The organism is Pseudomonas sp. PF05 (assembly GCF_056521845.1).
This window is the reverse complement of record NZ_JBWLPW010000008.1, coordinates 39,647-66,112: the sequence shown is the minus strand read 5'-3', so window position 1 is coordinate 66,112 and position 26,466 is coordinate 39,647. Positions and strand designations below refer to the sequence as shown.

The 26,466-nt window shown below is 57.4% G+C and carries 28 protein-coding genes and 2 pseudogenes; 17 read left to right on the top strand and 13 right to left on the bottom strand.

Annotated features, from left to right (window positions below):
• Positions 1 to 355 precede the first annotated feature (355 nt).
• Together AC09SL_RS14920 and AC09SL_RS14915 are read right to left on the bottom strand one after the other, a co-directional pair.
• Positions 356 to 835, bottom strand: coding sequence for a GNAT family N-acetyltransferase (locus tag AC09SL_RS14920; protein ID WP_058544270.1), 480 nt, complete (start codon positions 833 to 835; stop codon positions 356 to 358).
• A 75-nt stretch (positions 836 to 910) separates the two neighbouring features.
• On the bottom strand, positions 911 to 1,846 hold the full coding sequence (locus AC09SL_RS14915) for a helix-turn-helix transcriptional regulator (protein ID WP_058544269.1): 936 nt from the start codon (positions 1,844 to 1,846) through the stop codon (positions 911 to 913).
• Positions 1,847 to 2,411: 565 nt separating this feature from the next.
• Between AC09SL_RS14915 and AC09SL_RS14910 the strand changes: the two genes are divergently transcribed.
• The 6 genes from AC09SL_RS14910 (at position 2,412) to AC09SL_RS14885 (ending at position 7,796) form a co-directional block, all read left to right on the top strand.
• Positions 2,412 to 3,761 (top strand): MFS transporter, encoded by a 1,350-nt coding sequence (locus AC09SL_RS14910; protein ID WP_058544268.1) that lies wholly within the window; start codon positions 2,412 to 2,414, stop codon positions 3,759 to 3,761.
• 101 nt (positions 3,762 to 3,862) lie between these two features.
• Positions 3,863 to 4,555, top strand: coding sequence for a fumarylacetoacetate hydrolase family protein (locus AC09SL_RS14905; RefSeq protein WP_058544267.1), 693 nt, complete (start codon positions 3,863 to 3,865; stop codon positions 4,553 to 4,555).
• A gap of 41 nt (positions 4,556 to 4,596) precedes the next feature.
• Complete coding sequence (locus AC09SL_RS14900; RefSeq protein WP_058544266.1) at positions 4,597 to 5,355, top strand: SDR family oxidoreductase; 759 nt, start codon at positions 4,597 to 4,599, stop codon at positions 5,353 to 5,355.
• Between the two features lie 224 nt (positions 5,356 to 5,579).
• Positions 5,580 to 6,536 (top strand): 2-hydroxyacid dehydrogenase, encoded by a 957-nt coding sequence (locus AC09SL_RS14895; protein WP_058544265.1) that lies wholly within the window; start codon positions 5,580 to 5,582, stop codon positions 6,534 to 6,536.
• A gap of 292 nt (positions 6,537 to 6,828) precedes the next feature.
• A complete protein-coding gene (locus AC09SL_RS14890; RefSeq protein WP_058544264.1) occupies positions 6,829 to 7,161 on the top strand; it encodes a type II toxin-antitoxin system HigB family toxin in 333 nt (110 codons plus the stop codon).
• Positions 7,158 to 7,796: a helix-turn-helix domain-containing protein gene (locus AC09SL_RS14885; RefSeq protein WP_058544263.1), complete on the top strand. Its 639-nt coding sequence runs from the start codon at positions 7,158 to 7,160 to the stop codon at positions 7,794 to 7,796. The genes AC09SL_RS14890 and AC09SL_RS14885 overlap by 4 nt, the downstream gene beginning before the upstream one ends.
• A gap of 16 nt (positions 7,797 to 7,812) precedes the next feature.
• On the opposite strand, the gene AC09SL_RS14880 is transcribed toward AC09SL_RS14885, so the two are convergent.
• The gene (locus AC09SL_RS14880) at positions 7,813 to 8,775 is read right to left on the bottom strand and encodes a DMT family transporter (RefSeq protein ID WP_419555151.1); all 963 of its coding nucleotides are present in this window, start codon (positions 8,773 to 8,775) and stop codon (positions 7,813 to 7,815) included.
• A gap of 2 nt (positions 8,776 to 8,777) precedes the next feature.
• A complete protein-coding gene (locus AC09SL_RS14875; RefSeq protein WP_081264482.1) occupies positions 8,778 to 9,278 on the bottom strand; it encodes a DUF3916 domain-containing protein in 501 nt (166 codons plus the stop codon).
• A gap of 187 nt (positions 9,279 to 9,465) precedes the next feature.
• Between AC09SL_RS14875 and AC09SL_RS14870 the strand changes: the two genes are divergently transcribed.
• From AC09SL_RS14870 to AC09SL_RS14835, 8 genes and pseudogenes are all read left to right on the top strand, one after another.
• Positions 9,466 to 10,029 carry a GNAT family N-acetyltransferase gene (locus AC09SL_RS14870; protein ID WP_058544260.1) on the top strand — a complete coding sequence of 188 codons (564 nt, stop codon included), beginning with the start codon at positions 9,466 to 9,468 and terminating at the stop codon, positions 10,027 to 10,029.
• A gap of 94 nt (positions 10,030 to 10,123) precedes the next feature.
• On the top strand, positions 10,124 to 10,525 hold the full coding sequence (locus AC09SL_RS14865; protein ID WP_058544259.1) for a PaaI family thioesterase: 402 nt from the start codon (positions 10,124 to 10,126) through the stop codon (positions 10,523 to 10,525).
• 123 nt (positions 10,526 to 10,648) lie between these two features.
• A pseudogene (locus AC09SL_RS14860) lies at positions 10,649 to 11,125 on the top strand (MmyB family transcriptional regulator); the annotation flags it as partial.
• A 14-nt stretch (positions 11,126 to 11,139) separates the two neighbouring features.
• Positions 11,140 to 11,505, top strand: a complete 366-nt coding sequence (locus AC09SL_RS14855) for a VOC family protein (protein WP_058544293.1) — start codon at positions 11,140 to 11,142, stop codon at positions 11,503 to 11,505.
• The gene (dapF, locus tag AC09SL_RS14850; RefSeq protein ID WP_058544258.1) at positions 11,496 to 12,320 is read left to right on the top strand and encodes a diaminopimelate epimerase; all 825 of its coding nucleotides are present in this window, start codon (positions 11,496 to 11,498) and stop codon (positions 12,318 to 12,320) included. Before AC09SL_RS14855 ends, dapF begins: the two co-directional genes overlap by 10 nt.
• A gap of 315 nt (positions 12,321 to 12,635) precedes the next feature.
• Positions 12,636 to 13,712, top strand: coding sequence for a hypothetical protein (locus AC09SL_RS14845; protein WP_058544257.1), 1,077 nt, complete (start codon positions 12,636 to 12,638; stop codon positions 13,710 to 13,712).
• 192 nt (positions 13,713 to 13,904) lie between these two features.
• Complete coding sequence (locus AC09SL_RS14840; protein ID WP_058544256.1) at positions 13,905 to 15,002, top strand: sterol desaturase family protein; 1,098 nt, start codon at positions 13,905 to 13,907, stop codon at positions 15,000 to 15,002.
• A complete protein-coding gene (locus AC09SL_RS14835) occupies positions 14,999 to 15,814 on the top strand; it encodes a suppressor of fused domain protein (RefSeq protein ID WP_058544255.1) in 816 nt (271 codons plus the stop codon). Before AC09SL_RS14840 ends, AC09SL_RS14835 begins: the two co-directional genes overlap by 4 nt.
• A 377-nt stretch (positions 15,815 to 16,191) precedes the next feature.
• Here AC09SL_RS14835 and AC09SL_RS14830 read toward each other — a convergent pair whose 3' ends face one another.
• Positions 16,192 to 16,458, bottom strand: coding sequence for a hypothetical protein (locus tag AC09SL_RS14830; RefSeq protein WP_058544254.1), 267 nt, complete (start codon positions 16,456 to 16,458; stop codon positions 16,192 to 16,194).
• A 371-nt stretch (positions 16,459 to 16,829) separates the two neighbouring features.
• Here AC09SL_RS14830 and AC09SL_RS14825 point away from each other — a divergent pair, with 371 nt between their 5' ends.
• Positions 16,830 to 17,453: an SMI1/KNR4 family protein gene (locus tag AC09SL_RS14825; RefSeq protein ID WP_058544253.1), complete on the top strand. Its 624-nt coding sequence runs from the start codon at positions 16,830 to 16,832 to the stop codon at positions 17,451 to 17,453.
• Positions 17,454 to 17,815: 362 nt separating this feature from the next.
• Positions 17,816 to 18,361: an NADAR family protein gene (locus AC09SL_RS14820; protein WP_003204120.1), complete on the top strand. Its 546-nt coding sequence runs from the start codon at positions 17,816 to 17,818 to the stop codon at positions 18,359 to 18,361.
• Between the two features lie 29 nt (positions 18,362 to 18,390).
• Here AC09SL_RS14820 and AC09SL_RS14815 read toward each other — a convergent pair whose 3' ends face one another.
• From AC09SL_RS14815 to ppk2, 6 genes and pseudogenes are all read right to left on the bottom strand, one after another.
• The gene (locus AC09SL_RS14815) at positions 18,391 to 19,077 is read right to left on the bottom strand and encodes an HD domain-containing protein (RefSeq protein WP_058544252.1); all 687 of its coding nucleotides are present in this window, start codon (positions 19,075 to 19,077) and stop codon (positions 18,391 to 18,393) included.
• Between the two features lie 57 nt (positions 19,078 to 19,134).
• On the bottom strand, positions 19,135 to 19,710 hold the full coding sequence (locus tag AC09SL_RS14810; protein WP_058544251.1) for a DJ-1/PfpI family protein: 576 nt from the start codon (positions 19,708 to 19,710) through the stop codon (positions 19,135 to 19,137).
• Positions 19,711 to 19,785: 75 nt separating this feature from the next.
• Positions 19,786 to 20,841, bottom strand: a complete 1,056-nt coding sequence (locus tag AC09SL_RS14805; RefSeq protein ID WP_058544250.1) for an alpha/beta hydrolase family protein — start codon at positions 20,839 to 20,841, stop codon at positions 19,786 to 19,788.
• 100 nt (positions 20,842 to 20,941) lie between these two features.
• Positions 20,942 to 21,363: pseudogene (locus tag AC09SL_RS14800) on the bottom strand (phytanoyl-CoA dioxygenase family protein); the annotation flags it as partial.
• Between the two features lie 14 nt (positions 21,364 to 21,377).
• On the bottom strand, positions 21,378 to 23,147 hold the full coding sequence (locus AC09SL_RS14795) for a SulP family inorganic anion transporter (RefSeq protein WP_058544248.1): 1,770 nt from the start codon (positions 23,145 to 23,147) through the stop codon (positions 21,378 to 21,380).
• Between the two features lie 49 nt (positions 23,148 to 23,196).
• On the bottom strand, positions 23,197 to 24,018 hold the full coding sequence (ppk2, locus tag AC09SL_RS14790) for a polyphosphate kinase 2 (RefSeq protein ID WP_058544247.1): 822 nt from the start codon (positions 24,016 to 24,018) through the stop codon (positions 23,197 to 23,199).
• Between the two features lie 337 nt (positions 24,019 to 24,355).
• Here ppk2 and AC09SL_RS14785 point away from each other — a divergent pair, with 337 nt between their 5' ends.
• Positions 24,356 to 25,054, top strand: a complete 699-nt coding sequence (locus tag AC09SL_RS14785) for a potassium channel family protein (RefSeq protein ID WP_058544246.1) — start codon at positions 24,356 to 24,358, stop codon at positions 25,052 to 25,054.
• Positions 25,055 to 25,122: 68 nt separating this feature from the next.
• Here the strand turns inward: AC09SL_RS14785 and AC09SL_RS14780 are convergent, their stop codons facing one another.
• Together AC09SL_RS14780 and AC09SL_RS14775 are read right to left on the bottom strand one after the other, a co-directional pair.
• A complete protein-coding gene (locus tag AC09SL_RS14780) occupies positions 25,123 to 25,800 on the bottom strand; it encodes a phytanoyl-CoA dioxygenase family protein (RefSeq protein ID WP_058544245.1) in 678 nt (225 codons plus the stop codon).
• Between the two features lie 258 nt (positions 25,801 to 26,058).
• On the bottom strand, positions 26,059 to 26,337 hold the full coding sequence (locus AC09SL_RS14775) for a hypothetical protein (RefSeq protein WP_058544244.1): 279 nt from the start codon (positions 26,335 to 26,337) through the stop codon (positions 26,059 to 26,061).
• Positions 26,338 to 26,466: the final 129 nt, after the last annotated feature.

Here is a 26,466-nt window from a genome sequence, read left to right as displayed (position 1 = left end):
GAAGCCGTTCGTTTTTTCGCATAGAGCTATCAAAGGCTAAGCTTGACCGCGAGCAAAAGCCGCACATAAGCAGTCTTTTGAAACGCCGAAATTCCAACCTCCCTGACGTCGCACAATGAGTCTGTCGATTGCCCTGAATGCGCTTCGCGAATCTCCGATAAGGCCTGCGCCTGCCCACATTGCGGCAATCCTTTCCGGGAGCCGAGTTTCCGCCTGACCGAGAAGAATGTGGGACAGATTGCCGGGGTGACCGGCGTCTGGCTCACCGCGCCCTGGATCGCGCGGATGGTCTTTGGCGTGGTGGCCGTGATTGCGGTGGTCGCGGTATTGATTCTGCGGTGACTGTATTGATTGGCTAACTAGCCGGGCCCGTCGTGCCGCTCTGCCGAACATAATAATTGTCGAACTCGCTGCTTTCGACGAATTGGAAGCCATGGCGGATGTAAAAGCGATTCGAGGCGCTTTCCTTAAGGGCACCCACCCTGAGCGGGAGCGCGGCCGCATCCGCTTCCTTGAAAATATGATCGAGAACAGCCGCGCCTATTCCTGATCCTTGCGCGCAGGGCCTTATATACAAGTGGTCAAGCAAGAGTTCATGGCTGAAAGGCTTGACCACAACGAACCCGACCCTCTTTCCCGACACCTCGATGTGGCGTGTATGGCAGGGTTGGAAACCACCAAGAAACCGCTCGCGCGCCCGCACCGGATCAAATCGCCCCACACGCTCGAGGCTTTCGCGCATGGCCTCGATTCGAATGCCTGCCAGATCCTCCGAGTCGCTTTGTCGAGTGGGGACCAGAATGACTGGAGGGTTTTGATTGGGGGTGAGGGCCATTGTTCACGCTCTGATTTTCATTCGGGAAGCCAGTATAGATAACCTGACGATGCCGGCTCATGGCGTCGGATGTATCTAGCCATTGTTCAACGGCAACTGCGGACTGTCCGGATTCAACTGCTGTCGCCTGAACTGCCCCGGCGGCTGTCCATGTATCTGGCGAAAACGTCTGGAAAAATAGGCCTCGTCGGCGAACCCGCACAACCTCGCCACTTCGCCCACGGGGCGGGTGCCATTGAGCAAGTAATTGCGCGCCGCGTGCATCCGGCGTTCGAGCACCAGTTCGGTGAAGGTCTTGCCGATTTCCTTGCGCAGCCAGTGGGTCAGGTACGTCGGCGACAGGTAAGTCGCCGCGGCCACTTTGATCAGGTTGAGGTCGGGGTCGGCGATGTTCTTGCGCAGGTACTCGGACATCCGGCCCAGCGCATCGCGTCGGCTGACTTCGGCGGCGTTCTCTTCGGCCAAGCGCTTGAGCGGCTCGGCATACAAGGCGCAGACGCTGCCGATCAGTTGCAGCAACAAGCCCTTGAGCATCTCGCGGGTGCCGAACTGACGATTCTGGTCCAGGCCACGCATCTGCTCGATCAAGGCGCAGATTTTGGCGAAATCCTCATCCCCCAGAATGAAGTCCAGGTGTTCCTGGAAACGGAACGGCGACAGCTCCGGCGCCAGCAGAATCGAGACCTCTTCCAGGTCCATCGGGTCGCATTGCAGATGCGGCAGCAGGAACGTCTGGGAAAAATTGATCACCATGAAGTTGCTCTCGGCCGGGTGCGGAATCACGTGCACACGGTGAGGCAGGATGAAGGCCAGGGTGTTACGCGGAAACGGACGTTCGACGTTGCCAATGTGTTGCACGGTGTCGCCGCCGAGGTTGATCTGGATCTGGAAGTACTCGTGGCGATGCGGGCCGGTTTCGGCGCGCCGGCCCTTTTTGTCGCGGATATAGAAATCCGTCAATTCGCTGCGTTGCTGCATGACATAGGTGGGGACTCGGCTCGGTGATGACATCTCCAGGGAATCCTTTGCGGTGCATGGCGGTGATGACGATTGTGACGGTGCATCTGGATAATTTTCAAGAAGTCATACGATGACAAGGTCGGTGGCGTGAATTTTCTGTCTCTCGAAAATGGAGGGCGCTTGTCCAAAAACGATAAATTCGTATTATTAAATTAATTGTTTAAAAACAAATAGTTAAGATTGTATTAAAAAACATATGAAAAAAATCGCCGATAGGATTTTTTTGGACAGGTTCCTTTGGCGCGGTTTTAAACGGGAAAAATGATCTAACAGCTCAGTTGATTTTGAATGGTTGTACGACCACTGTTGGGCCACGCAACCCGACCCTCCATCCAAAAACAATCAAAAGGTGCGCACATCATGAACCTGTTCCTGCTTTTCCCTGACCCGCTTGACTGCTCCCCCGACAGATCCTGTTGCAAGGCCTCTTCGAACACCTGACACCGGCTGTTCGCACCTCTCATTCCAGTAGCGATTGTTCTGCCCCGACATCGAGGGCACTGATTTCGGCTGCTCGTAAACATTTCGACGTTTCTAACAATAACGAGGTCTACTCATGTCGAATTCCCACACCTCCCAGACCGCCGCAGCGCCGGTGATTACCGGCGCCCGGGACGCCGCAGTGCCAGAGCGTCTGCCGTCGCGTCGGCGCTGGTTCATGCTGTCGTTGCTGTTGATCGCGACGATCATCAACTACATCGACCGGGTGAATATTTCGATTGCCGCGCCGTTTCTCGCCAAGGACCTGGGCCTGGACAAGATCGAGATGGGCCTGATTTTTTCCGCGTTTGCCTGGACTTACGCGATCGCACTGGTGCCCGCCGGCTTCATTGCCGATCGCTTCGGTTCCCGGTTCACCTACGGGGTGTCGCTGATCAGTTGGTCGACCGTCACCGTGTGCCAGGGCTTGGCCACGGGCTTCGCTTCGCTGTTCGGTCTGCGCCTGGCCGTCGGCGCGATGGAAGCGCCGGCGTTTCCGGCCAACAGCCGGGCGGTCACGGTGTGGTTTCCGGCGCGTGAACGGGGCCTGGCCAGCAGCATTTACGTGTGCGGCCAATACTTGGGCACGGCGCTGTTTACCGGTGCGCTGCTGTGGCTGGCGACCACCTATGACTGGCGCCATGTGTTCTACAGCACCGGCGCACTCGGGATTGTCTTCGGTGTGGCCTGGCTGTTTCTGTATCGCGACCCGATGAACTGCAAGAAGGTCAGCCAGGAAGAACTCAAGTACATCGAAGCCGGGGGAGGGCTGGTCAAGAGCAGTCAGGAGCGCACCCGCTTCAACTGGCGGCAGATCGCCGAGCTGTTCAGCTATCGGCAGGTCTGGGCGATTTGCATCGGCAAGTTCGCCAGCACGTCGGCGCTGTACTTCTTTCTCACCTGGTTCCCCACGTACCTGATCGAAGAGCGTCAACTGACCATGATCAAGGCCGGGATCTTCGCCGTGTTGCCGTTCGTGGGCGCGACGGTGGGCATCCTGCTCGCCGGGATCGTGTCCGACCTGCTGATCCGTCGCGGCTACTCGCTGTCCTTTGCCCGCAAGTTGCCGTTGGTGGTCGGGTCGATGTTGGGCATGTCCATCGTGCTGGTGAATTTCACCGACTCGAACGTGATCTGCATCGCCGTGCTGACGATTGCCTTCTTCGCCCAAGGCATCGCTTCGTCGTCATGGGCGGCGGTGTCGGAAGTGGCGCCCAAGGAACTGATCGGACTGACCGGCGGGATCACCAGCCTGGCGGCCAACATCGGCGGGATTGTCACCCCCATCGTGATTGGCGCAATCGTCTACAAGACCGGTTCATTCGCCTTGGCCTTCTGGTTCATCGGCGGCGTGGCGCTGATCGGCACCTTGTCCTATTCGTTGCTGCTCGGCCGTTTGTACCGCATTGAACTCAAGGCGCGCTGAGCCCGGAAAAAACCGTTTTTCTCCAACACGAGGCGGCATTCCTCCAACTTCGCCAGGGATTGCCGCCGTACGCTGACGCTTCCAACAGGACTTTTACCAGGATGAACATGCCCGAGTATGTCTTTACCCCGGACCTGCCAGTGACCTTGCCGGTTGTCGGCACCCCGCAGCGTTTTCCCGTCGGCCGGGTCTTTTGCGTCGGTCGCAACTACCCTTGGCCCGATACCCAGGGTGAGTCCCGCGTGCCACCGGTGTTTTTCATGAAGCCTGCCAGTTGCGTGGTGGAGGCGGTCGGCGACGTGACGTTTCCCCCGGTAACCGAGGAGTTCGCCCACGAAATCGAATTGGTCGTGGCCATCGGGGAGGGCGGCGCCAACATCCCTGAGAGCCAGGCGCTGGCCTATGTGTGGGGCTACGCGGCGGGTCTGGATCTGACCCGACGTGATGTCCAGCGCATGGCCAAGCGCAACGGCCTGCCGTGGGAGGGCGCCAAGGTGTTCGACGGTGCCGCGCCGATGACGGCCATCGTGCCGGTTTCCCGGGCGGGGCACCCCGATGGCGAGTTGTGGCTGAACGTGAACGGTGAAGAACGCCAGCGCGACAGCCTCGACAGCCAGATCTGGTCGGTCAGTGAAGTGATCGCCCGCATCTCGCAATCGGTGGCGCTGCGGGCCGGCGATCTGATCATGACCGGCAGTCCGGCAGGCGTCGATGTGTTGCAGCCGGGTGATGTCATCGCGGCCGGCATCGATGGCATCGGCCAACTGGAAATGCGCGTCGGTCCGCGACCTTGAGTCCGCGTTTGTCTTACTGATTTCGAGAAGGGAGAACCCGCATGTCCTACACCTTGAAAGTGGCTTTGGTGACTGGCGCCGGCAGTGGGATTGGCCGAGCGGTGGCCCTGGGCCTGATGGCAGACGGCTACACGCTGGTGTTGGCCGGGCGCCGCCCCGAGCCCTTGCAGACATTGGTCGAGTTGGCAGCCTGCGAGGGGCGCGAAGCCTTGGCGGTGCCCACCGATGTGCGCGATCCGGCCAGTGTCGATGCGCTGTTTGCCGCCATCGCCGAAGCCTACGGCCGCCTGGACGTCGTGTTCAACAACGCCGGGGTCAACGCGCCCGCCGTGCCGTTGGATGAGCTGACGTTCGAGCAGTGGCGAAACGTGATCGACACCAATCTCAACGGCGTTTTCCTCTGCGCCCGTGGCGCCTTCGGCCTGATGCGCCGGCAAGAGCCCCAGGGCGGACGGATCATCAACAACGGATCGATCTCGGCTCACACCCCACGACCGTTCAGCAGCGCCTACACCGCCAGTAAACACGCGGTGCTGGGGCTGACCAAATCCCTGGCCCTGGACGGACGCGAATACAACATCGCCTGCAGCCAGATCGACATCGGCAACGCCCTCACTGAAATGTCCGTGCGCATGACCCAGGGCGTACGCCAGGCCAACGGCAGCATCGCGGTGGAGCCGATGGTGGACGTCAAGCACGTCGCCGATGCGGTGCGCTACATCGCCGGCCTGCCGTTGTCGGCCAACGTTCTGAACATGACCGTCATGGCCACGGCCATGCCGTTTGCCGGTCGTGGTTGAGCCTGCGTGCTCGGCTGCGCTGTAGGAGCTGCCGAAGGCTCGGGCCGCGTTCGGACGATCTTTTGATCTTCCACCTGAGACTCAAGTGTCTGGGGAAAGATCGCAGCCTCGCTTCGCTCGTCAGCTCCTACAGGCCCAGCGGGAGCAAGCTCCCTCACCACATCGGTTCAAGCAAGCCTTGATTGCGCTTGAACCGGTCTTTCCTTTTCTGTTACGAGGTCTACATGAAGCCAGAAGTCTTGCAACTCAGCCCGATCCTGATCCCTGAAATCAACGCCCGGCTCAACGAGCTGTTCACAGTGCGGCGCTATTTTGAACAGGTCGACAAACAAGCCTATCTGCAAGAACACGGTGCGAACATTCGAGGTGTCATTACTGGCGGGCATACCGGCATCAGCCAGGCGCTCATGGCCCAATTGCCCAAGCTGCAAGTGGTGGCAGTCAATGGCGTAGGCACCGATGCCGTCGACCTGGCCTACGCCCGGGATCGCGGGATCAGCGTCACGGCCACCGTCGGCGCGCTGACCGAAGATGTCGCCGACCTGGCGATTGGTTTATTGATCGCCGTGTGCCGCGGCCTGTGCACCGGTGACCGCTATGTGCGCTCAGGCCAATGGCCCCACAGCCCAACGCCATTGTCCCCGCTGCCCTTGGCCCGGCAGGTGTCCGGCATGCGCATCGGCATCGTCGGCATGGGCCGGGTCGGTCGCGCCGTGGCAACCCGCGCCGCCGCGTTCGGGTGCCCGATCAGCTACACCGACCTGCAGCCCATGATCGACGTGAACCACACCTTCGTCGCCGACCTCAAGCAACTGGCCCGCGACAGCGACGCCTTGATCCTCGCGGCGGCCGCCGACAAGGCTGAAGCCATCATCGATGCCGAGGTGCTGCGCGCCTTGGGCGAGGGCGGGTATCTGATCAATGTGGCCCGGGGCAAACTGGTCAACGAGGTCGACCTGGTGGCGGCGCTCACCGCCGGGGAAATCGCCGGCGCGGCGCTGGATGTGTTTGTCGATGAGCCGCATGTGCCTGAAGCCTTGTTTGGCAACGAGCAGGTGGTGCTGCAACCCCACCGAGCGAGCGCGACGTTGCAGACCCGCACGCGGATGGGGGAGATGGTGGTGGCGAGTCTGGTGGACAGTTTTGCTGGGAAAGTGCCGCAGGGGTGTGTGACGGGGTGAAGGTTGGCCACTTCAGGGAAGCTTGAGGTGGCGATGCAATTGCATCCGTCGTATCCGGGTGGGAGCCGCGTCGTGACCTGGCTCCAACACTTGGCAATCTCCCAGGTTTTCAGGCGGTTCGAGTCGACAGGGTTCATGTTTTTGTCTCGGGATGTGTAGGTGAAAACCCATTTGGCCCAATGCTGCCGGCCAAATCGCCTGCTTGCCACAGTATGAGTCCCGCTGCCGCCAATAAACCGGAGTTGTGAAAAAACACAACAAGAGTACCATCGGCTCAAAGACAAGGAAGCCCATGGATATACTCACGCCATCACGTTTTGACGACGCCGCGATTTTGTACCCGAACGACAAGGCCGGGCTTGAGCGTTGCCTGCGCATTTTGAGGATGGCTCGCCCCAAGGCGTTCGCAGACCTGCAAAAGCTTTTCGGTACGCACGGTGTCGACTTGTTCAAGCCTAGGGCCACAATGAATTGGGTGGTTATCGACGTAGGCGGCAATAATCTCAGGGTGATAGGCGGCGTCAACTATGCCCGGCAGAAGTTCTACGTCAAACACATCTACTCGCATGCCGATTACGACGTTGCCAACAGCTGGTATGCAAGAAACAAAGGGGTAAGACGATGAGCGCAGCCCGGAACGACTTTCAAACCGTGATCGCGACGCTTGGCGAGCTACACGCGGTACTGGATCGCCTGCGCGGTGAGTTTGTGCATGGCATCAAGACCCCTGCCGACTATGAGCGTGCGACCGACCTGCTCGATGCGCTCACCGACGGGCGCGAACTGAGCAAGACCGAGGAGAAAATTCTCGTTGAGCTCGAGGATGAAATCCTGGCCTACCAGCGCAACTGCGACCAGTTTCGCGAATCGAATGCCGCTTTTGAGGCGACCTGCACGCCTGTGCAATTGATCAAGGACCTGATGGAAACGCTCGGGCTCACCGGTTCGGACCTCCCTGAAATCGGGGATAAAACGGCGGTGTCCAAGGTACTCAATGGCGACCGGCCTATCAGTCACAAGATGGCGTATGCCCTGGCAGAGCGGTTTGCGATGGAGCCGGGTGCTTTCTTGAACGCGGGCCCGGCAGAGCCGGCTCATATCGAAACTGTTCGTCTTCCTGTCAGGAAAACCTCACCCTATGACCGTTTTCGCAGCGACTCTATGATCGCACATTCAGTGAAAGAGGCTGGTGCCGGTGAATACAACGTGGTGGCTTCGAAGGGCCGCAGAAAGACAGTCAGAGGCCCGGACAAGGAGTAGGGCAATCGTCTGCTGATCAAGGGGTAGAGGCGCTTGTCGATCCACGGGAATTGAGGATGATCCGCACCGCCATGATCACCCCAACAAGCACAGCAGCAAGACCTGACGTCTCCAAAAGTGTCGGCAGCCGACCATGAAACCACAAGCCAAGCAGCGTCGCGAACAGCGACTCCAGGGCGATCAATTGTCCGGAAAGCACCATGGGCAATCGCCGGGACGCGGCGTTCCAGGCCCAGGCCCCGACAACGGATGACATCAGTGCAATCACGAACCCCCAGAGATACAAAGGCCCCGCTACGGAAACACTGAAACCCAGGCTCGGCAGCTTGAGCAGGTCGAGCGCTTGTACCGCCGGTAACAAGCACAAGGTGCCGATGCCGGCGCCAGCCATCATGAGGCCGGTCCAGGCGCCAGACGCGTGGGGTGGCAGCCTTAGCAAGGCGCGCTGGTTCAACCAACTGAATGCGAGCCACAACACCACAGCACCGATTGAAAACAACAAACCCATCAGCCACGAGCCTTCGCTTGCAACGGGTTGATGGACAGCGCCGAGATTCGACAACAGAAGCCCAATCGTCAAAAAAGCCAGTGGGATCGCCAGTTTGCGCCACTGGAGGGTTTTGGTCGTGGCGTTGCCCAGCAGTGCCAGCAAGACCGGCACCATGCCAATAAAGGCCGGGGTCAGCACCGGCCCGCCGAAGATGATGCCGGCGGCGATGCAGGCGCTATAGCCGAGGTAGCCGATCACGCCCAAGCCGGCGGCCAGAAACACCTGAGCGCGGCGCAAGAGCCGCAGCTGGTCCCGATAGAGCAGCACAACACCCAAACCCAGGGTACCGGCGATTAAGAACCTTACGATCATCAAGTCATAGATCGTGTAGTCGCCGGTGACGTAGGGCGCAATGAAGTTCAACGCCCAGCTCAGCGTCGCGACGACTGCGAGGGTCAAACCGACGATAAGATCTGAGCGCGTCTTCACGGTCAGGCAGGTTCCCCGATACACCACCAATGAACGTCGACTTCATCATCGCTCTGGGTTACATCATGCCCATGCTCGATGAACGATTCGGGCACATCCAAGGCAAGCCTGTCGCTCAAACGCAGCGGTGCAAGGGCATTACGCTGTCCCAGGAAGCCCAAGTAGTAATCACGGTCGTAGAATATCGTGACTTCACTTTGGTGCACCCAAGGCCAAGTCAGCAGGCAGGCGATGCGGTAGTAGCCTTGGCTGCGATCTGCCGCACGGGAAAGATGGGCGGCTGCTTCGAGCAACTGTTGGATACAGAGGGCCTGCACCTCGATGTGTGCTTGTGGACCTTGAACGAGTGAATCGATGACTGGGATTTTCCAATGCGCGTAGCGCTCGCTTTCGTGGCACTGAGGGTAGAAATGGCTGTTGAATTTCGCGGCCCAGCGCTCCAGCGCTCGGAGACGGCGGGGGATACCTCGGAGTTTTCTGTCGCTGAGGGCAATTTGTCGCAAGGCGATGTCCTTATGCGGTTCAATGGTACTGAGCGCATCCAGTGTAGGCCGCGAAACGATGTGATTGAAGGTCGCCGTGGTTGAGTGTGCAACTTGGTTTTTCCGACATCCGTGCTGCAGGCCGACGAATAGTTCCTAATAGGCACGTTTCCCTGGACGTCGTAAGGATTGAAAAAGGAGTTTCATCATGAGCCCCATCCCCACTTTCCAAACTCGCCGTCTCATCCTCACCCCTCTGGAGCTGACGGATGCACCAGCGATCCAACGATTATTCCCACACTGGGAAGTGGTCCGTTACCTGGACAGTCGCGTGCCCTGGCCTTATCCGGATGACGGCGCGCTGACGTACGTGCGCGACCATGCGCTCCCCGCTGTGGCAGCCGGACGCGAGTGGCACTGGATGATCCGCATTGCCGAAGAGCCGACACAGAGTATCGGCAGCATCAGCCTCTACGACCAGCCCGGTAACCACCGAGGGTTCTGGCTGGCGCCGCCATGGCAGGGAAAGGGTTACATGCGCGAGGCTTGCGAGGCGATCAACGCCTATTGGTTTGAAACGCTAGAACGCCCCGTCATGCAAGTGCCCAAGGCGGTGGGCAACCTTGCTTCGCGCAGGGTATCGGAGCATGAAGGCATGCGCCTGATCGGGACGCAGGAAGGGGATTTTGTCTGTGGGGTGTTGCTTAAGGAAATCTGGGAAATGACGCGTGGGAATTGGCTTGAGAAAAAAGCCGCGTTGGGATCGAATTGAGCACAGTCACATGGGACAAGTCGCCTGTGAACGACAATTCACCACGTTCGTCGCCAGGATCTATCTGTCAGGTTAACGGGTAAAGGAGTGTGAAATGGATATTCCACAGGATTTCAGGCCGTTATCTCGTAGCAGCCCTTTCCTTGACTTACTAGGTCCCTTTTATTATCGGGAAAACTGCGAAGGTTTTACCGTTGGGATTCGGGTGGAGGAGAAACACACCAATGCTCGTGGACTCGCTCACGGAGGGTTGTTCATGGCGCTGGCTGATATCGCGCTGGGCTACAGCGCTGCTTTCTCGAAAGATCCGCCTCTTAAGCTCGTGACGACCACGATGACTACTGATTTCGCTGGCTCCGCTAAGATCGGTGATTGGTTGGAGGCTGCCGTAGATATTCAAAAAACCGGTAGTCGATTGGTGTTTGCCAATACCTATATCAGCGCTGGAGAGGAGCGCGTGGTTCGAGCCAGTGCATCTTTTCTGGTGCTCAGCTAGGTGGGTGCTGAACTGGACCCGATGCGCCAGGGAGATCCGAAAGCGGTGCTCGTAGATTGGCCTTGAGCTGTAATCGTCCCCTGCGGTGCGTTGCTTAAGGAGGTGGGTAATCATGAGTACCTGTCACCGGCGATTGTTCTGGGGGCTCAATGGGACATCCTTGCAGCCAACACCAGCGCGGGTGTTCTGTTCGATCTGGTGGGTCTTGCCAGGGATGCGGCGGATGGGCTCAATCTCTTGGTGACATTGCTGCAACCCGGTGGCTTGGGCGATCATTTGAGTAACGCCGAGGAAATAAGATTAGTGGCCTGGCAACGGGCATCTCGGGAAGCCTTGAGTAATCCCGCGTTGGTTGAGATTCTGAAGAGCCTGCCGGCCCCACACAGCTCTGAAGCGCTGGTTAACGAGTTGCCTCCGTTGTTGCTGACGCGAGTCGACTCCCCCCATGGCGAGCTGAAGTTCATGTCAACGTTCACAACCTTCGGCATGCCGCTCGACATCACGATGAGCTCATTGCGTATCGAGCATTTGATTCCTGCCGACGCGAAGACCTGGGAGGTGATGACTAAGGCATATGAGCAGGCGCAACACTCACAATGATCAAGGAAGAACACATGCAACCGTCACTCAATCGAATCATGTTGTATGTCCGGGACGTTCAAGCGACCTGCGATTTTTATGAGCGTCATTTCAGTTTTACCAGTGAAAGAAAAGTCGATGACCGCGTCACTGAACTGAGCCCTGCAAACGGTGGCGCGATCCTGATGGTTCACCCAGCAGGGAAGGCCGTTAAAACAGGACAAGTCACCGTAAAACTGGTCTTTGATCTCCAGGACGTCGAGGGTTTCAAGGCAAAGTGCCTGGCTCAAGGCCTGAAGTTTGGCGCTACGCACAGGGCGGACGGTTATTCTTTTTCCAACGCCAAAGACCCCGACGGTAATTCCATTTCCATCTCCAGCAGAGCGTTTGCATGCAGCTGAACTTTCATAAGATGCATGCCAATGGCGATGACTTCTTTATCGTCGACTCGCGAGATTCAGCCAGCCCCATCACAAGTGCCATGGTTCGGCGAATGGGGAATCGGAACCGGGGCGTGGGTTTCAACCAACTCGCGGTGTTGCTCGCTTGCGACGATGCCGATGCGCGCGTGATGTTCTGGAACGCAGACGGCTCCGCGCTGGATGTTTGTGGCAGTGCGACGCGGGGTGCGGCGGATATGTTGATGCGCGAAGCAGATGTGACTTCGGTAGCGCTGCGCACTAACCGTGGTCTGCTGACGTGCGAGCGTACTCCGACCGGCGACATTTCCGTCGATATGGGAATGCCGCTTTTTGGCTGGTCGGACATTCCTTTGGCGCAAGCACTGGACACCGCCGCCTTGCCACTGGCCGGCAGTCCAGCCGCGTGCAGCATGGGAAATCCGCACTGCACCTATTTTGTCGATGATCTGGCTAGCGTTGATATCGCGACGATAGGGCCGGCCATCGAAACCAATGCGCTATTCCCACTCAAGACCAACGTTCATTTTGTCCAGATCATTGATCGCACGCATATTCGATTGCGCATCTGGGAACGTGGTGCTGGGATCGCGCTGGGTTCAGGTTCTTGCTCGTGTGGCGCGGTTGTTAATGGGATTCGTCGCGGTTTGTTGGACAGCGTCGTTGAGGTTGAATGTGATGGCGGAAGCGTGACGGTGCAATGGGATGGTGTGGGCGCGGTCTTTCTTATCGGACGGGTGGAAACCGTATTTTCGGGAACAGTTGCGGATGGCTTATTGGACGTTGACAGATGTTAAACTAAGAGTAGTAGCAAACAATCGAAATTTTGTGGAAAAGTTCTGAAGTAGGTTCAGGTTCTCGTATTTCTGATTTTTTTATAGATTTTTTTGATCTTGATTTTTTTGTGCTTATATCTAAAAAGGTGCGATGCTAAGCTATTAGTGATAATAAAAATAATGAATTCAAGCGCTTAAGCTGATGAGTTGCTCGGAGCGGCTCAGCATGAAAGGTAAAAATATAGAAGTGTCGTATTTGAACTTTTTGGAGTTGTGAACTTGAGTGATGGCAAATAGCCCTTTCGTCATTTCCCAACTAGAGACAAGGAGGTCAGGATGAATGCATTCAACGTACTGATTATGTCGGTCCTCGCTGTTGCGCTCACCGGTTGTGGAAATTGGAATAGCGTCTATCGCTCACATAAATTTGAGGATGGCAACTCAGCATTTATTGATATAAAACAACGAGCAATAATCACGGGTGGTGTCACAAAAAAAGCGGACGGTTCTGTGAATAGTGTCGTCACTTGCGCGGAACCCAGCCCTGACGCACTTTCTGCTTATGCCGGGGAGCTGGCAGCAAAGGGGGATGTCGCAGGGAAGGGGGGAGCGGAGTTGGCTGGGGCCTATCAGGAGGCTGCGTCCTTTGTTGGAATGCGAAGCCAATCCATACAAATATTGCGGGACCAGCTGTATAGATTATGCGAAGCAAGGATGAATAATGTTATTTCAGCGCCGCAGTACCAAATGCTCTTGGTTAGAAATCAGAAGTACACGTTGCTGCTCATGGCGATCGAGCAACTGACAGGCGCGTCGCGTGTACCTGTGGTGACCCTTACAAGTACTTCAAGTGCAGAGCTGATTGGGAATGTTGAGGTGGATCGCAAGCAACTTGCTGAGTCCGAAGCCAAGAAAAAGGATATTGAAGCGAAGGCAAAGGGTAACCCGACAGAGGATCAGAAGAAGGAGGTTGCTGCTATCGATGAAAACATAAAGGCATTAAAAAATCGTATTGAGATGGGCCGTCGCGCAATCGCATCAGGTTCTACAACTCAATATGTTGGAAGCTACACGGGAACATCTCCCATGACGGGGGCTTCTTCTGCCGATGTAAAAGAGATGGTGCTCAAGGCCTTCGAGTCAAAAGATTCCGAATATTTGTGTTTTACTAAGCTTGCGGAGTTGGCAGACCCAAATGCTTCCGGTGGGTATGAAGGAGCAAAAGCACTACTTGTGAAGTATTGCGAAGGTATATTGGTTAAAGAACAAAGTCTTGGCTCTGCGGGGAATGGCGCTTTGAAAGGCTTTAATGTTGTAGAGTTCGCGTCAAAGATAGAAAAAAATCCAGCTAAATACAAAGAGTTCATCGAGTTTATGAAGCAGGATGCGGGTAAACCGCTTGCGCCAGACTGAACCAGCTGGGTGTCAGAATTAGAAGTACTTCTGTCGCATATTTAGTGGCTGAATCGAACGGCGTCGGTATCGTTTACGGCGTCTTGACCTCACTCCTCAGCTCATCAATATCCCCAAAGAAAAACTGAAACTCAATCTCCCTCCAACCCAGTTGATCTACAATGCCGCTCCTTCGACAGAGACCGGCATTTCGTGGATGCGTTTTCCCTTGTCTATCAACACCTGAGCGCATGGGTAATCGCACCCGTCACCCAGCAGTTCCTCGGCATTTTCAACCTGAACGGCCGTCTCGGAATTCTGTTTCTCTGCGCTTCCTACGGTGTCGCCTATGGCCTGTTCCGTTTCAGAAAACACCAGGGCCTGACTGACGCCCATTCATTCTGGCAATTCATTGGCGGCAGCCGAGTGCATCTGCACCGTTCGGCGTTGCTGGACTATCGCTACTACTTCGTCCGAGCCATTCTCAAGGTTGCCTTGGTGTTGCCCATTGTCCATCTGGTCGATCCGTACATCCTGCGCTCCGGGGACTACCTGGCTTTTTTCAGCAATCTCTGGGGCGCGCGTCCGCGTCTGGGGGAGAATTTTTCGCTCGCCTTGCTCTATGGGCTGGGGGTGTTCCTGGTGAGGGATTTCGTCCACTACTGGGCGCACCGGGCGTTTCATTCGCGCTGGCTCTGGGCGTTTCACAAGGTGCATCACTCGGCGCCCGTGCTGGTGCCGGCCACCGCGAGTCGGGTGCACTTTGTGGAGAAGATCGTCGAGAAGCTCGGCATCACCGCCTGCCTGGGCCTCTTCGCGGGTGGCTTCTGGTATGTCTGTGGCGGTGAAATCAGCCGCTACACGTTGTTCGGCGTGACGTACCTGGTGTTCATCTTCAATAGCCTGGCGGCCAACTTGCGTCACACCCATGTCTGGCTGTCCTTTGGCCCGGTGCTGGAACATGTGCTGAACAGTCCGGCCCAGCACCAGATCCACCACAGCGATGCACCGCGTCATTTCAACCGCAATTTCGGCGTCAACCTGTCGCTGTGGGACTGGATGTTCGGCACGCTCTATGTCACCAGTTCGCAGCCTGAGCACTTGCGTTTCGGCACCGGAGAACAGGACCACCAGCGTTACCTGACGGTGTATAGCCTGATTGTCACGCCTTTCGTCGAAACTGCTCGCAAGTACCTGCCCGCGTTTTCATATCAACGCCAACACGCCACAATGCGCCGAACGCCTGCCATTGGATCAGCGAGCGCTGTCACGGGTGAGGCTGAGCGAACATCCAGCAAGGAACGCCCATGAATTTCTTCAAGAAGCTCTTCGGTTCATCGAAAGCCCCTGAAACCCAAGACACCCGGTCCGCGCCGCAATCCCACGAGCTTGGCGACCTGACCGAGGCTGAAGCCGCCAACCTGGCCGTCCGGGAAGCTGGCGCAGCGTGCCTGGATCGTCATTGGAGCGCTGTCGGCACGGTCGAGCGGGATGTCCTTGCCTACCTGATCAGCCCGACCTTTTCCGGCGGCCCGTACTGGCCTTCGACCCGTCAGGCCTACCGCTTGGTCCGTCGTGGCGACACGATCATTCTCGCCACTGAAGGCCTGTCCGATCCATTCGATGATACGGAAGGCATGGGCAACGGCTTCGAGATGGAATTGTTCGTCGAAACCGCGGATATCCCCGAGCACGCCTATGGCCCCGTGGGGGAGGTCGATCCATTCAAGCGCAGCTGGGCCTTCGAGCTGCTGGAGCACGTCGCTAAAACGGTGGCCGACGCTGGCGGCATCACCCACCAACTCGACCAATACGGGACGCTATCCCTTGAACTTCCCGGGCTCAGCCAATCGCACCACATGAGCGATCAACTGCCCAAGCTCTTCGTGACCGATGACGATTCCACCGGCGTTCTGCTCGGCGCGCCGAAACCGGATTTTCCTACCCAGCTGGATGACATGCCTTTGTCCCCGGTCAGATTGGTACCGGTGGTATTGATTACGGCGGCGGAGCTGGAGTACGTGCGTTCGGGAGGGCGAGCGGCGCGGGAGGATCTGGTGAGTCGTTTGCAGGCGGCGGGCGCTGGGCATATGAGCAGCCTGCATCGGGCGAGTGTGGTGTGATACATAGCAGCTATTGCTCAGAAACGGATGCTCAAGCGTGTCATTGCTCGCTCTAGTGGTAATCGTCGCATTGGGCATTCAAGGAGAGTGAAGCACCCATGGAATTGATTAAAGAAACTGAAAGAGCTGCCAAAAACGCCCCGATATGAAGCTTTCTTCGTGCTTTAGCAAGCTTTCGGACTTGAGTCACGACGCTATCTGTAGCTGTTTGGGTCATTGGAAAGTTCTCTACCTACAGCTCTGTAATGCGTACTTAAGAAACGATGAATGCGTGGCGAGGGAGCTTGCTCCCGCTTGAGCGCGAAGCGCTCCCAAAAAGGGCCGCTACGCAGCCCAGCGGGAGCAAGCTCCCTCGCCACAGGTTATCGGCTAGAGGCTTATAGAGTGGAACCTGTCGGTGCCGCATCCAAGCGTCGTGCAATCACATCCATCACGTCGCACCCATCACGCAATGGAATGCAGCAAAGCTGTGCCAGATCTTGCAGGGTCGCGGGGTCGATGGTCTGTTCATCGCGCATCGCCAAATTTTCCAGGAACTGGGTAGCGGCACGGATTCGGTAGGCTGCTGAGTCGAGCAGGATGTGTAGCGGGGCGGTGGTATCGACGTAGAGGGGTTGGTCGTCGGCGTTGCTGGTAAGGCCCATGTATTGGTTCGTGACAATTCCCTGTGTTGTTGGAATTGTGTCAGTCGAGTCGCCAAACCCGGCCGCCATTTGGGCGACGCCAAGACTATAGTCGCCACCGCAAAAAATACGCAAGGGATTGATAGGGAAGGGGATTCCCAATCATATGTAGGACGTTGCCATAATCGTAAGCATCCGAACTGTACTTCTTACAAATCAGCAGGGCCTCCACCTACATCTTCCGCGGGCAAGAACATCATCCCGTGCTGTGCGAATACTGGGGGCGGATGGCGGCGTTCACAGCGTTTAAGGAATGACGAATGATTCAAGCCATGCAAACCAGAGAAGTAAGATTGATACCACGTCCCACCCAGTACCCTATCGAGACATCAGTGATTGATTACCGTGGACTGATCCTTGAAGACACCCGTGAAGGCGCCACCGACGGTGCCATCGCGCAACTGGAAGCCAGCCTGGGTGCCCGCCTGCCGGACGACTATCGCCAGTTCCTCAAGACCTGCAACGGCGCCTACGTGGAATACGATGTGCTGGCGACCCTGGCCAATGGCGATGAGGAATTGCTCAGTTTTTCACTGTACGGGCTGGACCCGGACAAAACGTATGAATCCAACCCCTTCGAACTGGAGCAACTGCGGGCCCAGCCCGGCTTCCCCGCAACGGGATTGCTGCCGATCGGTCGCGACGGCGGTGCGAGTATCTTGCTGCTGGATTTACGGGAAGGGCGCCAGGATGTGGCGGCGATGGTCGCGGGCTTGCCCGCCTGGACTGGGCGTCGTCAGCAGGGCGATGAGTACGTGGTGCTGGCGGATTCTTTCAATGGCTATCTGGATTCGCTGCATTTATCGCAAGAGCGGATCGAGGAGCATATCAATCACTTCATGATCAACCCTGAGAGTATCGAGGCGACGTTGGAGTGGTTGGATAAGGGGAGTCCGGGGTGGCGGGAGCGGTATCGGGAATTGTGGAATGCGAGGGTTGTGGATCGGTTGATTTGAAGACTGATTGGGTGGGTGAATTCCGGTCTTGTCCCCTGGAGGCTGTTTACCTCTACTTCCCAAGTCGTCACCAATCGGCAGCTTTACGGGCGTTCGTAGCTTTTTTAAAGACTGCGGATCTTGGCGATGCTTTCAGATAAAGCCGGCTTTCATCTGGAAGTAGAGAAATAGGTAAAGACGACCTGTTGATTCGAGCAGAATTATCTTGGCTGTCTTGCCTAAAGCTTCAGGCAACAACGTTAACTTTCGATAGGCTATGAGCGATGCAAGTGGGAGCTATAGACACGAAGCGGCCTTGGTCAGCACAGTAGCTGTAACTTCGATAGCTGTAACTTCGATCTTCAGTCAGCAAGGATATCTCATTGAACGACTCTGAACATGTGAAAGAACTGTGCGCCCGTTTCAACTCTGGAGAACATCTGAAATTTACGTTTTTCTGGGGGCACCAGCGCAGCAAAATTGCCGTTACGGCTTCGTGCTTCAGCCAATGGTTCGAGGCCGGGTTCATTGTCGAGGGGCAACATTACCCGACAGCCGAACACTTCATGATGGCCGAGAAAGCGGCCTTGTTCGACGATCAGGAAATTCGTGCGCAGGTACTTCACGCCCCGACACCTAATGCCGCCAAGGCACTTGGCCGCAACGTGCGCGGATTCGATGATCAGGTTTGGCTGCAACACCGATACGACATCGTCGTTCGAGCGAACCAGGCCAAGTTCTCTCAGAATCCGCAGTTGAACGAATATCTTCTACAAACCGGTTCGAGCGTTATTGTCGAAGCCAGCCCGGTTGATAACATCTGGGGTATAGGGCTCGCACAGGACAACGCGGATGCGAACAATCCGAATCTGTGGAAAGGCTTGAATCTGTTGGGATTTGCGCTGATGCAGGTGCGGGACGGGGAGTAAGTTATCCCTTCGCCGCTTGAATCCAGTCCTCAATCGAGACGCTCGATGGCGCGTGCAAGATTTGCGCGTGCCTGCTGCTCGAATGCGTCGAAGTACGCTGCGGTCGTATAGATGCGCCCGCGCGCCAGGAATCCCTCCAGGACCTGGCGCCGCTTTTGGCGGTACACAGGCAGAGGCACAAACTGGTACTCGTGGCGAATTTGTTGGTCGTATTCCTCGAACCGTTCGAACGACGCTCCAAGGATCGCCAGATCCGTGTCCATCAACACCGCTTCGTCTGCCGACTTCGGGGCGCCGTCGTGTCGTGTCACCATGATCAGGTCGTAAAGCCTGCGTCGCGTTTCATCGCCCAGGCCGCTATCACGTGCCACGTCGTCCAACCATTGCGCACTGCGCAGTTCGTTGTCGCTGCGAAGGGGGTCGTAGATCACGTCATGGAACCACAGCGCGAGGTCGATTTCGGCGCAGACCTGGCAGGCCGCGTTGACGAATCGGCGCACTTGAAGGCATTCCTTCAGGTGCTGGAGGTTGTGGTAGGCGCGGTGCGGCTCGCAGTAGTGTCGAATGAGTTCCTCATACGTCTCTCGTGACGCGCATACGACGCCAAGCTCCGCCCAGACGCGAGCCCAGGCGGCGAAACCTGCGCCGTCAGCCACGTCGAGGTCGCCCTGTGTGCTGGCCGGGGATAGACCGTTCTCTTCTGGCGAACCCGTCATCGTTTCTCCTGCGCTTCAAAAATGAAAAAGGCGACACTCATTTTGAGTTATTGGGCATCACCCGCCGGCATGTTCCGCTGCCAACATCGACCTGAACTGAGCAATGATCTCTGAAGATAACCCGGCACCTTCGAACACTGCGCAGGTGAAGCTCACGGGGGCAGGGCCTGGAGCAGTGATGATGCGGTCCGCAACCACAGCTACTGGGCTGCTTCGATAAAACTCATTTCCTTCATAACCCACGGCATTCTTTTGCAAGAAGTCGGCGCTGTTCGAGGTATGAGGAACGGTGTCGAGAAGCCCCGCCCTGGCAAGTGCCAGGGTTCCTGCGCAGATACCGGCAATTGTCGCGCCACTTGATCGACTAGCCTGAAGAAAGTCGCGAATATCGGGTGCTTCTGCACGTTCCCAGACCATTCCACCAATGACGACGACAACATCCGGTTTCCAGTCCAGGCATTCTTGCAAACTGCTATCAACCGTTACGGCCAATCCACCCTGGGAGTGGAACTGCCCCATAGCAGGAGCGAAAAACCTGACGTCGATCCCGTAAAAAGGGGACGCGGTTCCAGCGATGAAAGCATATTCCCAGTCCGCAAAACCGGGTGTCAGTATCAAACCCACGCGTGCCATCGATCAGAATCCTCCATGAATGCCAAATGCCTACCACGGCATTTTCGTTAAGCCGCAGCGAGTCAGTACCACCCGTTACAAACTGCCTTTTTTGTCTGTAGGTGGCTGCGCCAGAAACTCCGCTATCAGCGATGCAACCTGCTGCTGAATCACCCCACGAGCACGCCCGCCATCCGCATCCTGACAAATAATGCCATCCCCCGGCACGTGCTCTTCGAGGATCTTCTGCGCACCAGGTTTGCACATCGACATAAAGCTGAAATGGCTCGCGTCTTTGATTTCAACGTAACGGCTTGATGCTTGGGGTAGACGTTTTGCCAGGTTGGCAGATTCCAACTCGGCGGGAAGCTCTCGCGACGGTACGCCAGCCGCGATCACCAGGGCGGGGACAGGCAGTGCGGACAAGCTTTTATCGGTCATGCCCCGTGAAAGGCCGAGGTCCAATGTCACCACCGCAGTAACACGTTTATCGCGCCAATCGGCGGCCAGTTCGGCCTTTGATTCAGTGGTGCTGGCAGGGTTCATCAGTTCGTAAACGGTGCAGCTGGCTAGCTGCGGGTGGGTTTTACAGTCTTGGGCGAAGCGCCCTGGGTCGAAGCGAGCGCCGGCGATTTCCAGGACAGTCCAGCCGCCGAGTGAATGGCCCACGGCTGCAATTCGGCCATTGGCGATGCGGCCAAATTTTTCAGGTTGAGTCGTGACTGCATCGATGGCTCGGCGCAGGTCAACGGGCCGCTGCCATAGCTGCGCCGCTGCTTGGGGGCTGCGGTCATGGGTGGTGCTGCCGGGGTGGTTGATGGCGGCGACGATGTAACCCTTCTGGGCCAAGGAACTGGCCAGCCAGATCTGGTTGCTCCAGTTGCCCCTGTAGCCGTGGGAGAGCACCACCAATGGATGTTCGCCGGCAGTGGGTGGCGCGTTACGCACGGCAGCGGCGCCGACAAACACTGCGTTATCGGCGATCAGTTGCGGGGTTTCGGTGGTTGCGCTGGGGTACCAAACGACCATCTCCAGTGCGCGGCCATTGTGCGGGTCCGGCAGGGTGGAGGATTGGAAACCGACGGGGTTTTCGCTAGCAAATGCAGTGGTCGTCAGGCAAGCCAACAACAGGGCGCCGAAAGCTGTTTTCAATGTCGTTTCTTCCTTGATTAGACGAATGGGGTTGTCGACAAGCTCGGGCATTAAAGCTCAGATTCGAACCGCTGCGCATAACTTTCATCAATCCGAGAAACTAGTCCCCGAAAGCAAACTCCGACGGCGCGAATCGGTCGCTGGTGTCCATACGAATATTGCGCAGCGCCACGGTTTCCAGGTGTGACGCGTAGAGTGACTCCGAGAAATAGCTGATTAGGATTGAGTGTCACCGGCAGAGCCTGAAAGCTGTACGGCGCGTGACTCGTCATTGAAGTCGAAAGGTGGGGCGCCCGGCTCAGGTCGATGGCTGCCGGGGACGATCCGTGTCGCGCCGTTCTCGGGGCCGTAATCGTCGAAAAAAGCCAGGGCGATGGCGATGTCGCCTGGCCGTTGGGCCGACAAGTCGCGGTGCAATTGTTGGTGGCCGCCTCCGGCAAGGGGCTCGCGTCCTTCCACTTGGGAGAGGAAGAATCGTTCGCCGATCAATTCACCTGCTACCGACAGTAGTTGGGGTAGACGACTTCCAATACCCATTAATGCGCCCCACCCACCGGATGGATCTCGAGGTAGCTGTCGACGGCATCGTCTATGGTTGGGAAGAACGCCGTTTCGCCAAGTCGGGCGAACAACCCGAAGCGCTTCAGTTTATCCTTGACCGGATCCTTCATCTCGGCCACGCACAACTTAATACCCGCTGCATGCAAGGTTTCGTCCAGCTCTGCCAACATATCGGCAGAAGTCACATCGACACTGGTGACTGGTTCTGCCGCGACGACCAACCAGAGCACGGGCGTGGGCGATGCCGCCACGGCGTCCAGCACGCGCTCGCTGAACAGTTCGGCGTTGGCAAAAAACAATGGCGCATCCCAGCGAAACAGGACCAGGCCGGGGATCAAGCTCGCGTGCGGATAACGCTGGATATCGTGGTAGCCCTTGACCCCCGCGGCTTGCCCCAGCACTGCGGAATACGGCCTCCAGCCATCCCACAGGAACTCGATGACGGCGATCACGATGGCCAGACCGATACCCTCGATTGCACCGAACACGGCGACGCCAATGGTGCAGGTGATCGACAGCCAGAACTCCCAGCGCTGGATACGATAAATGCGTCGCAGGTCGGCCACTTCGATCAAGCCAATGGCCGACGCAATCACCACGGCTGCCAGTGCGCTGGTGGGCAAGTTCTGCAACAGGTTCGGTGCCACCATCAGCAACAGGGCCACCGCCAGTGCGCCGACCACCCCGGTAAGCTGGGTCTTGGCGCCGGCGGCTTCGGCCACGGGCGTCCGTGAAGAACTGCTGCTGATAGGAAAACCCTGGAAAAAACCCGCCGCCAGATTGGCGAAACCGAGTCCCGCCATCTCCTGATTCGGGTCGACATAGGTCCGGGCTCGCGCCGCGTAGACTCGCGAAAGCACGCTGGTGTCGGTGAACGAGACAAGGGCGACGGCGAAACCGCCGATGATGACCGGGACAATGTCGGCGCGGGTGATCCAAGGAATGGCGAACGCCGGTAAACCTTGTGGAAGGGAACCGATGACCGACACGCTCGCGCGCGTGGCGAGGTCCAGCACGCCCACGGCGACGGTCGCACCTGTCACTGCGATGAGGATGCTCGGGATACGTTTGTTGCCTCTGAGTAGCAGGATCAGCACCAGGGTGGCGGTGCCCACGATGAAGGTGGTCCAGTTGGTTTTGCCTTCCATCACCCCAGTGGCGATGGCCCACAGGTTTCTTCCCGGACCATCGGATTCGATCGAGAAACCGAAGATTTTCGGCAACTGACTGATTAATACCGTTAAGGCAATCCCATTCATGTAGCCGTAGCGGATCGGTTTGGAAAGCAGCTCCGTGATGAAGCCCAGGCGTGCGATGCCCGCCAGGATGCACACGGTTCCCGACACGATCGCCATCATGCCCGCCAGAGCAACGGCGCGCTGGGGGTCGCCACCCGACAGCGGCACAACGACTGCGAGGATCACGGCGGTCAGCGAGGAATCCGGACCCAGCACCAGAATCCGGCTGGGTCCGAACAGTGCATAGGCGAGTAGCGGAACGATGGACGCGTACAGGCCATAGATGCCGGGTAAGCCCGATGCCACGGCATAGGCGATGCCAACGGGCACCAACATCGTGGTGAGCACCAAGCCGGCCATGATGTCGTGGCGCAACCAGGCTATCTGGTACTCGCGCAGCGTGCGAAACCCGGGAAGCCACCGGCCCCAACCGGTTTCACCGCCGATATTGCGGCGTGCAATTCGGCCCGGTTCCGGGACTGGAGGGGAAGCATCCGAATCGCTCATGGAGCTGAGGCCTATAGGTGTACAGCGCAAACTCGCTAAAACGTGCCCGTCAGAATTTTTCGGCGACTCGTCGATACGGATAATCCGGGTCGCGATAGCTGCCTGGCTTTTGCCGCTTGGGCAATACCACCTTCTCGCGTGCGACATCTTTGTAGGGGATGCGGCTGAGCAAATCGGTGATGATGTTCAGACGCGCCCGTCGCTTGTCGTTCGAGTTGGCCACCAGCCATGGGGCATGATCAGTGTCGGTTGCGTTGAACATATCGTCACGTGCACGCGAATAGTCATACCAGCGGCTGTATGACTTGAGATCCATGGGGGTCAGTTTCCAGATTTTGCGTCCATCCTTGATCCGCGCCACTAGCCGTCGGGTCTGCTCCCCTTCGCTGACTTCAAGCCAGTATTTGAGCAGGATCACGCCCGAGTCGACGATTGCACGCTCCACCAGAGGCGTTGTCTTCAGGAAAGTGGCAACCTGCTCTGGGGTACAGAACCCCATCACACGCTCGACGCCTGCCCGGTTGTACCAACTGCGATCAAAGATCACCACTTCGCCGGCCGCCGGCAGATGCGGCAGGTAACGCTGGACATACATCTGGCTTTTCTCTCGCTCGCTCGGCGCCGTTAGCGCCACTACCCGAAAGACCCGCGGGTTCACGCGTTCGGTGATCGCCTTGATCGTCCCGCCCTTGCCAGCGCCATCGCGTCCCTCGAAGACGATGCAGAGCTTGATGCCCTTGGCTTTTACCCACTCCTGTAATTTGACCAGTTCGACGTGCAAGCCACGCAGTTGCTCAAGATAGTCCTTGTTCTTCAGCTTCGGGGTTGGAGCAGCATTACCCTTGGGGACTTTTTTCTTGTCCTTTGCCATGACCAAGACCTCACAAATGGCAGTTGCTGCATCGATAGATAGACCTGCCAGCGCAGCTATCGGCTCGTAGATTTCGCATGACTTCGAGCAAACCGTAGCGCTGCTCTGCTTTTACATTTGGCTGCGAGACTAGCCACGTGAGATTAGTCCATGACCCAAGCGTTTACATTTGCGGCTAAAGACTCTTCGAGCATGAGGGGCATTGTTGATATCGCGTTGAAGCCTAAGTTGCATCAACAAGCGACAGGCTATGCTTTGGGTCTGCGCGGGCATATGAAGCTGAACGCACCGCTTCACCGTAGCTATTGAGCGTTACTTTGGCCTCAGGACAACCGGTATGACAAATCCGCAAGATAAAGCCGAGTCCGACGCGGATTTAGCTCAGATGGTTATAGGGCTAGGGCCCTGCACTTATCTGTTGCTGCTCTTACTTGGGTTGATCCTCCTGTTTCCCTTCCTTGAGGAGGGTTTAATGGCTCGCACGTCGCTCGGCATTCTGTTTTCAACGGTGCTGCTCGTGGGCGCTTTCGCCATCAGGCAGACTCGGCGAGGGTTCATCCTCAAACTATGCCTGGCGCTGCTTGGAATTGGCCTTCAATGGGGGGGGTTGTGGGCTGGGAGTATCGAGATTCTTGAGCTTGCCGGGATTTTCTATGTGGCGTCCCTTGCAGTTTCGTTTAGCGGAGTGCTTCGCTATATCCTCCAGCGCGGGCCAATTACAGCCGACAAGCTGCATGGCGCGCTTGCCGGTTACATCATGCTGGCCTTCGTCTGGTCCTTTATCTATGCCCTGGTCGAGATATCCGCCGCTGGCTCGTTTGGCCCTGACCAACTCGACTTCAGGCAGCCCGGCACTTTCTTCAAACTGATCTATTTCAGCTTCACGACGCTCACAACCACCGGCTACGGTGATGTGATTCCGTTGACTAACCACGCCCGCTCACTGGTGATGGTCGAAGAATTTTCAGGCGTCTTTTATGTTGGTGTTGTGATCGCGCGGCTTGCGGGTCTTTATCCGTCGAATCAGGCCAGGTGATGCTCGATTTGCCTGAGTTGAGTTGTAGCGCATCTGCCAATGTTTGGCTCTTTCATCGACCAAAAAAACTAGCCCCCGAAAGCAAACTCCGACGGTGCGAATCGGTCGCTGGTGTCCATACGAATATTGCGCAGCGCCACGGTTTCCAGGTGTGACGCGTAGAGCGACGCAGAGAAATAGCTGATCAGAATGGAGCGACGGCGTGCGCCGAGCACGTTCAGGCTGCCCGCGTGTACCAGATCGACATCGAACACCAGAATGTCACCGGCAGAGCCTGAAAGCTGTACGGTGCGTGACTCGTCATTGAAGTCGAAGGGTGGGGCGCCCGGCTCAGGTCGATGGCTGCCGGGGACGATCCGTGTCGCGCCGTTCTCGGGGCCGTAATCGTCGAAAAAAGCCAGGGCGATGGCGATGTCGCCTGGCCGTTGGGCTGACAAGTCGCGGTGCAGTTGTTGGTGGCCGCCACCGGCAAGAGGCTCGCGGCCTTCCACTTGGGAGAGAAAGAATCGTTCGCCGATCAACTCACCTGCCACCGACAGTAGCTGGGGCAGACGGCACACGGCCTGAATCTTTGAATCATCGTCCAGCATCGAATAACGCCAGCCCGTGCCGCGGGGCACTGGCCATTGGTCTGACGGTCGCACACCTGCATCGAACACGGCACGAAGGTCGGCCAGCCACTCGGTCGGGATTGCTTGACGGAGCAGGGCGTAGCCGTCTTGGTGGAGTTGTTTGCGGTCAGGCATGGTTTTTTCGACTTCCTTGTGCGGACCTTTGGAAGGCTAGTCTGCAAACCAAAGTGGGACCACCAGCCCTTGATGAGTCAGGGGCTCTGTAGGAGCTGTGTAGGAGCTGTCGAGTGCAACGAGGCTGCGATCCTTTGATCTTTCGCTCCGAACTCAATTGGCAGTGAAAAGATCGCAGCCTCGTTGCACTCGACAGCTCCTACAACGCAGTTCAAGCGGGAGCAAGCTCCCTCGCCACAGGTTGTTGGCTGGCAGGCTTTATAGAGTGGAGCCTGCCGGTGCCGCATCCAATCGTCGTGCAATCACATCCATCACGTCACACCCATCACGCAGTGGGATGCAGCAAAGTTGCGCCAGATCTTGCAAGGTCGCGGGATCGATGGTCAGTTCATCGCGCATCGCCAAGTTCTCCAGGAACTGGGTGGCGGCACGGATTCGGTAGGCTGCTGAGTCGAGCAGGATGTGTAGCGGGGCGGTGGTATCGACGTAGAGGGGTTGGTCGTCGGCGTTGCTGGTAAGGCCCATGTATTGATTCATAAGTAAGCTCCACTGGATAGTTTTGCCCACTGCGGGTCGCCAAACCCGGTCGCCATCTGGGCGACGGCAAAACTATAGACGCCCCTACAAAAACGATGCAATAGATGGATAGGCAGGCCAATTCCCAAC

Coding starts and splice junctions, on each gene's coding strand:
- AC09SL_RS14920 (WP_058544270.1), bottom strand. CDS start 835: ATGGCCCTCACCCCCAATCAAAACCCTCCAGTCATTCTGGTCCCCACT.
- AC09SL_RS14915 (WP_058544269.1), bottom strand. CDS start 1,846: ATGTCATCACCGAGCCGAGTCCCCACCTATGTCATGCAGCAACGCAGC.
- AC09SL_RS14910 (WP_058544268.1), top strand. CDS start 2,412: ATGTCGAATTCCCACACCTCCCAGACCGCCGCAGCGCCGGTGATTACC.
- AC09SL_RS14905 (WP_058544267.1), top strand. CDS start 3,863: ATGAACATGCCCGAGTATGTCTTTACCCCGGACCTGCCAGTGACCTTG.
- AC09SL_RS14900 (WP_058544266.1), top strand. CDS start 4,597: ATGTCCTACACCTTGAAAGTGGCTTTGGTGACTGGCGCCGGCAGTGGG.
- AC09SL_RS14895 (WP_058544265.1), top strand. CDS start 5,580: ATGAAGCCAGAAGTCTTGCAACTCAGCCCGATCCTGATCCCTGAAATC.
- AC09SL_RS14890 (WP_058544264.1), top strand. CDS start 6,829: ATGGATATACTCACGCCATCACGTTTTGACGACGCCGCGATTTTGTAC.
- AC09SL_RS14885 (WP_058544263.1), top strand. CDS start 7,158: ATGAGCGCAGCCCGGAACGACTTTCAAACCGTGATCGCGACGCTTGGC.
- AC09SL_RS14870 (WP_058544260.1), top strand. CDS start 9,466: ATGAGCCCCATCCCCACTTTCCAAACTCGCCGTCTCATCCTCACCCCT.
- AC09SL_RS14865 (WP_058544259.1), top strand. CDS start 10,124: ATGGATATTCCACAGGATTTCAGGCCGTTATCTCGTAGCAGCCCTTTC.
- AC09SL_RS14855 (WP_058544293.1), top strand. CDS start 11,140: ATGCAACCGTCACTCAATCGAATCATGTTGTATGTCCGGGACGTTCAA.
- dapF (WP_058544258.1), top strand. CDS start 11,496: ATGCAGCTGAACTTTCATAAGATGCATGCCAATGGCGATGACTTCTTT.
- AC09SL_RS14845 (WP_058544257.1), top strand. CDS start 12,636: ATGAATGCATTCAACGTACTGATTATGTCGGTCCTCGCTGTTGCGCTC.
- AC09SL_RS14835 (WP_058544255.1), top strand. CDS start 14,999: ATGAATTTCTTCAAGAAGCTCTTCGGTTCATCGAAAGCCCCTGAAACC.
- AC09SL_RS14830 (WP_058544254.1), bottom strand. CDS start 16,458: ATGGGCCTTACCAGCAACGCCGACGACCAACCCCTCTACGTCGATACC.
- AC09SL_RS14815 (WP_058544252.1), bottom strand. CDS start 19,077: ATGACGGGTTCGCCAGAAGAGAACGGTCTATCCCCGGCCAGCACACAG.
- AC09SL_RS14810 (WP_058544251.1), bottom strand. CDS start 19,710: ATGGCACGCGTGGGTTTGATACTGACACCCGGTTTTGCGGACTGGGAA.
- AC09SL_RS14795 (WP_058544248.1), bottom strand. CDS start 23,147: ATGAGCGATTCGGATGCTTCCCCTCCAGTCCCGGAACCGGGCCGAATT.
- ppk2 (WP_058544247.1), bottom strand. CDS start 24,018: ATGGCAAAGGACAAGAAAAAAGTCCCCAAGGGTAATGCTGCTCCAACC.
- AC09SL_RS14785 (WP_058544246.1), top strand. CDS start 24,356: ATGACAAATCCGCAAGATAAAGCCGAGTCCGACGCGGATTTAGCTCAG.
- AC09SL_RS14780 (WP_058544245.1), bottom strand. CDS start 25,800: ATGCCTGACCGCAAACAACTCCACCAAGACGGCTACGCCCTGCTCCGT.
- AC09SL_RS14775 (WP_058544244.1), bottom strand. CDS start 26,337: ATGAATCAATACATGGGCCTTACCAGCAACGCCGACGACCAACCCCTC.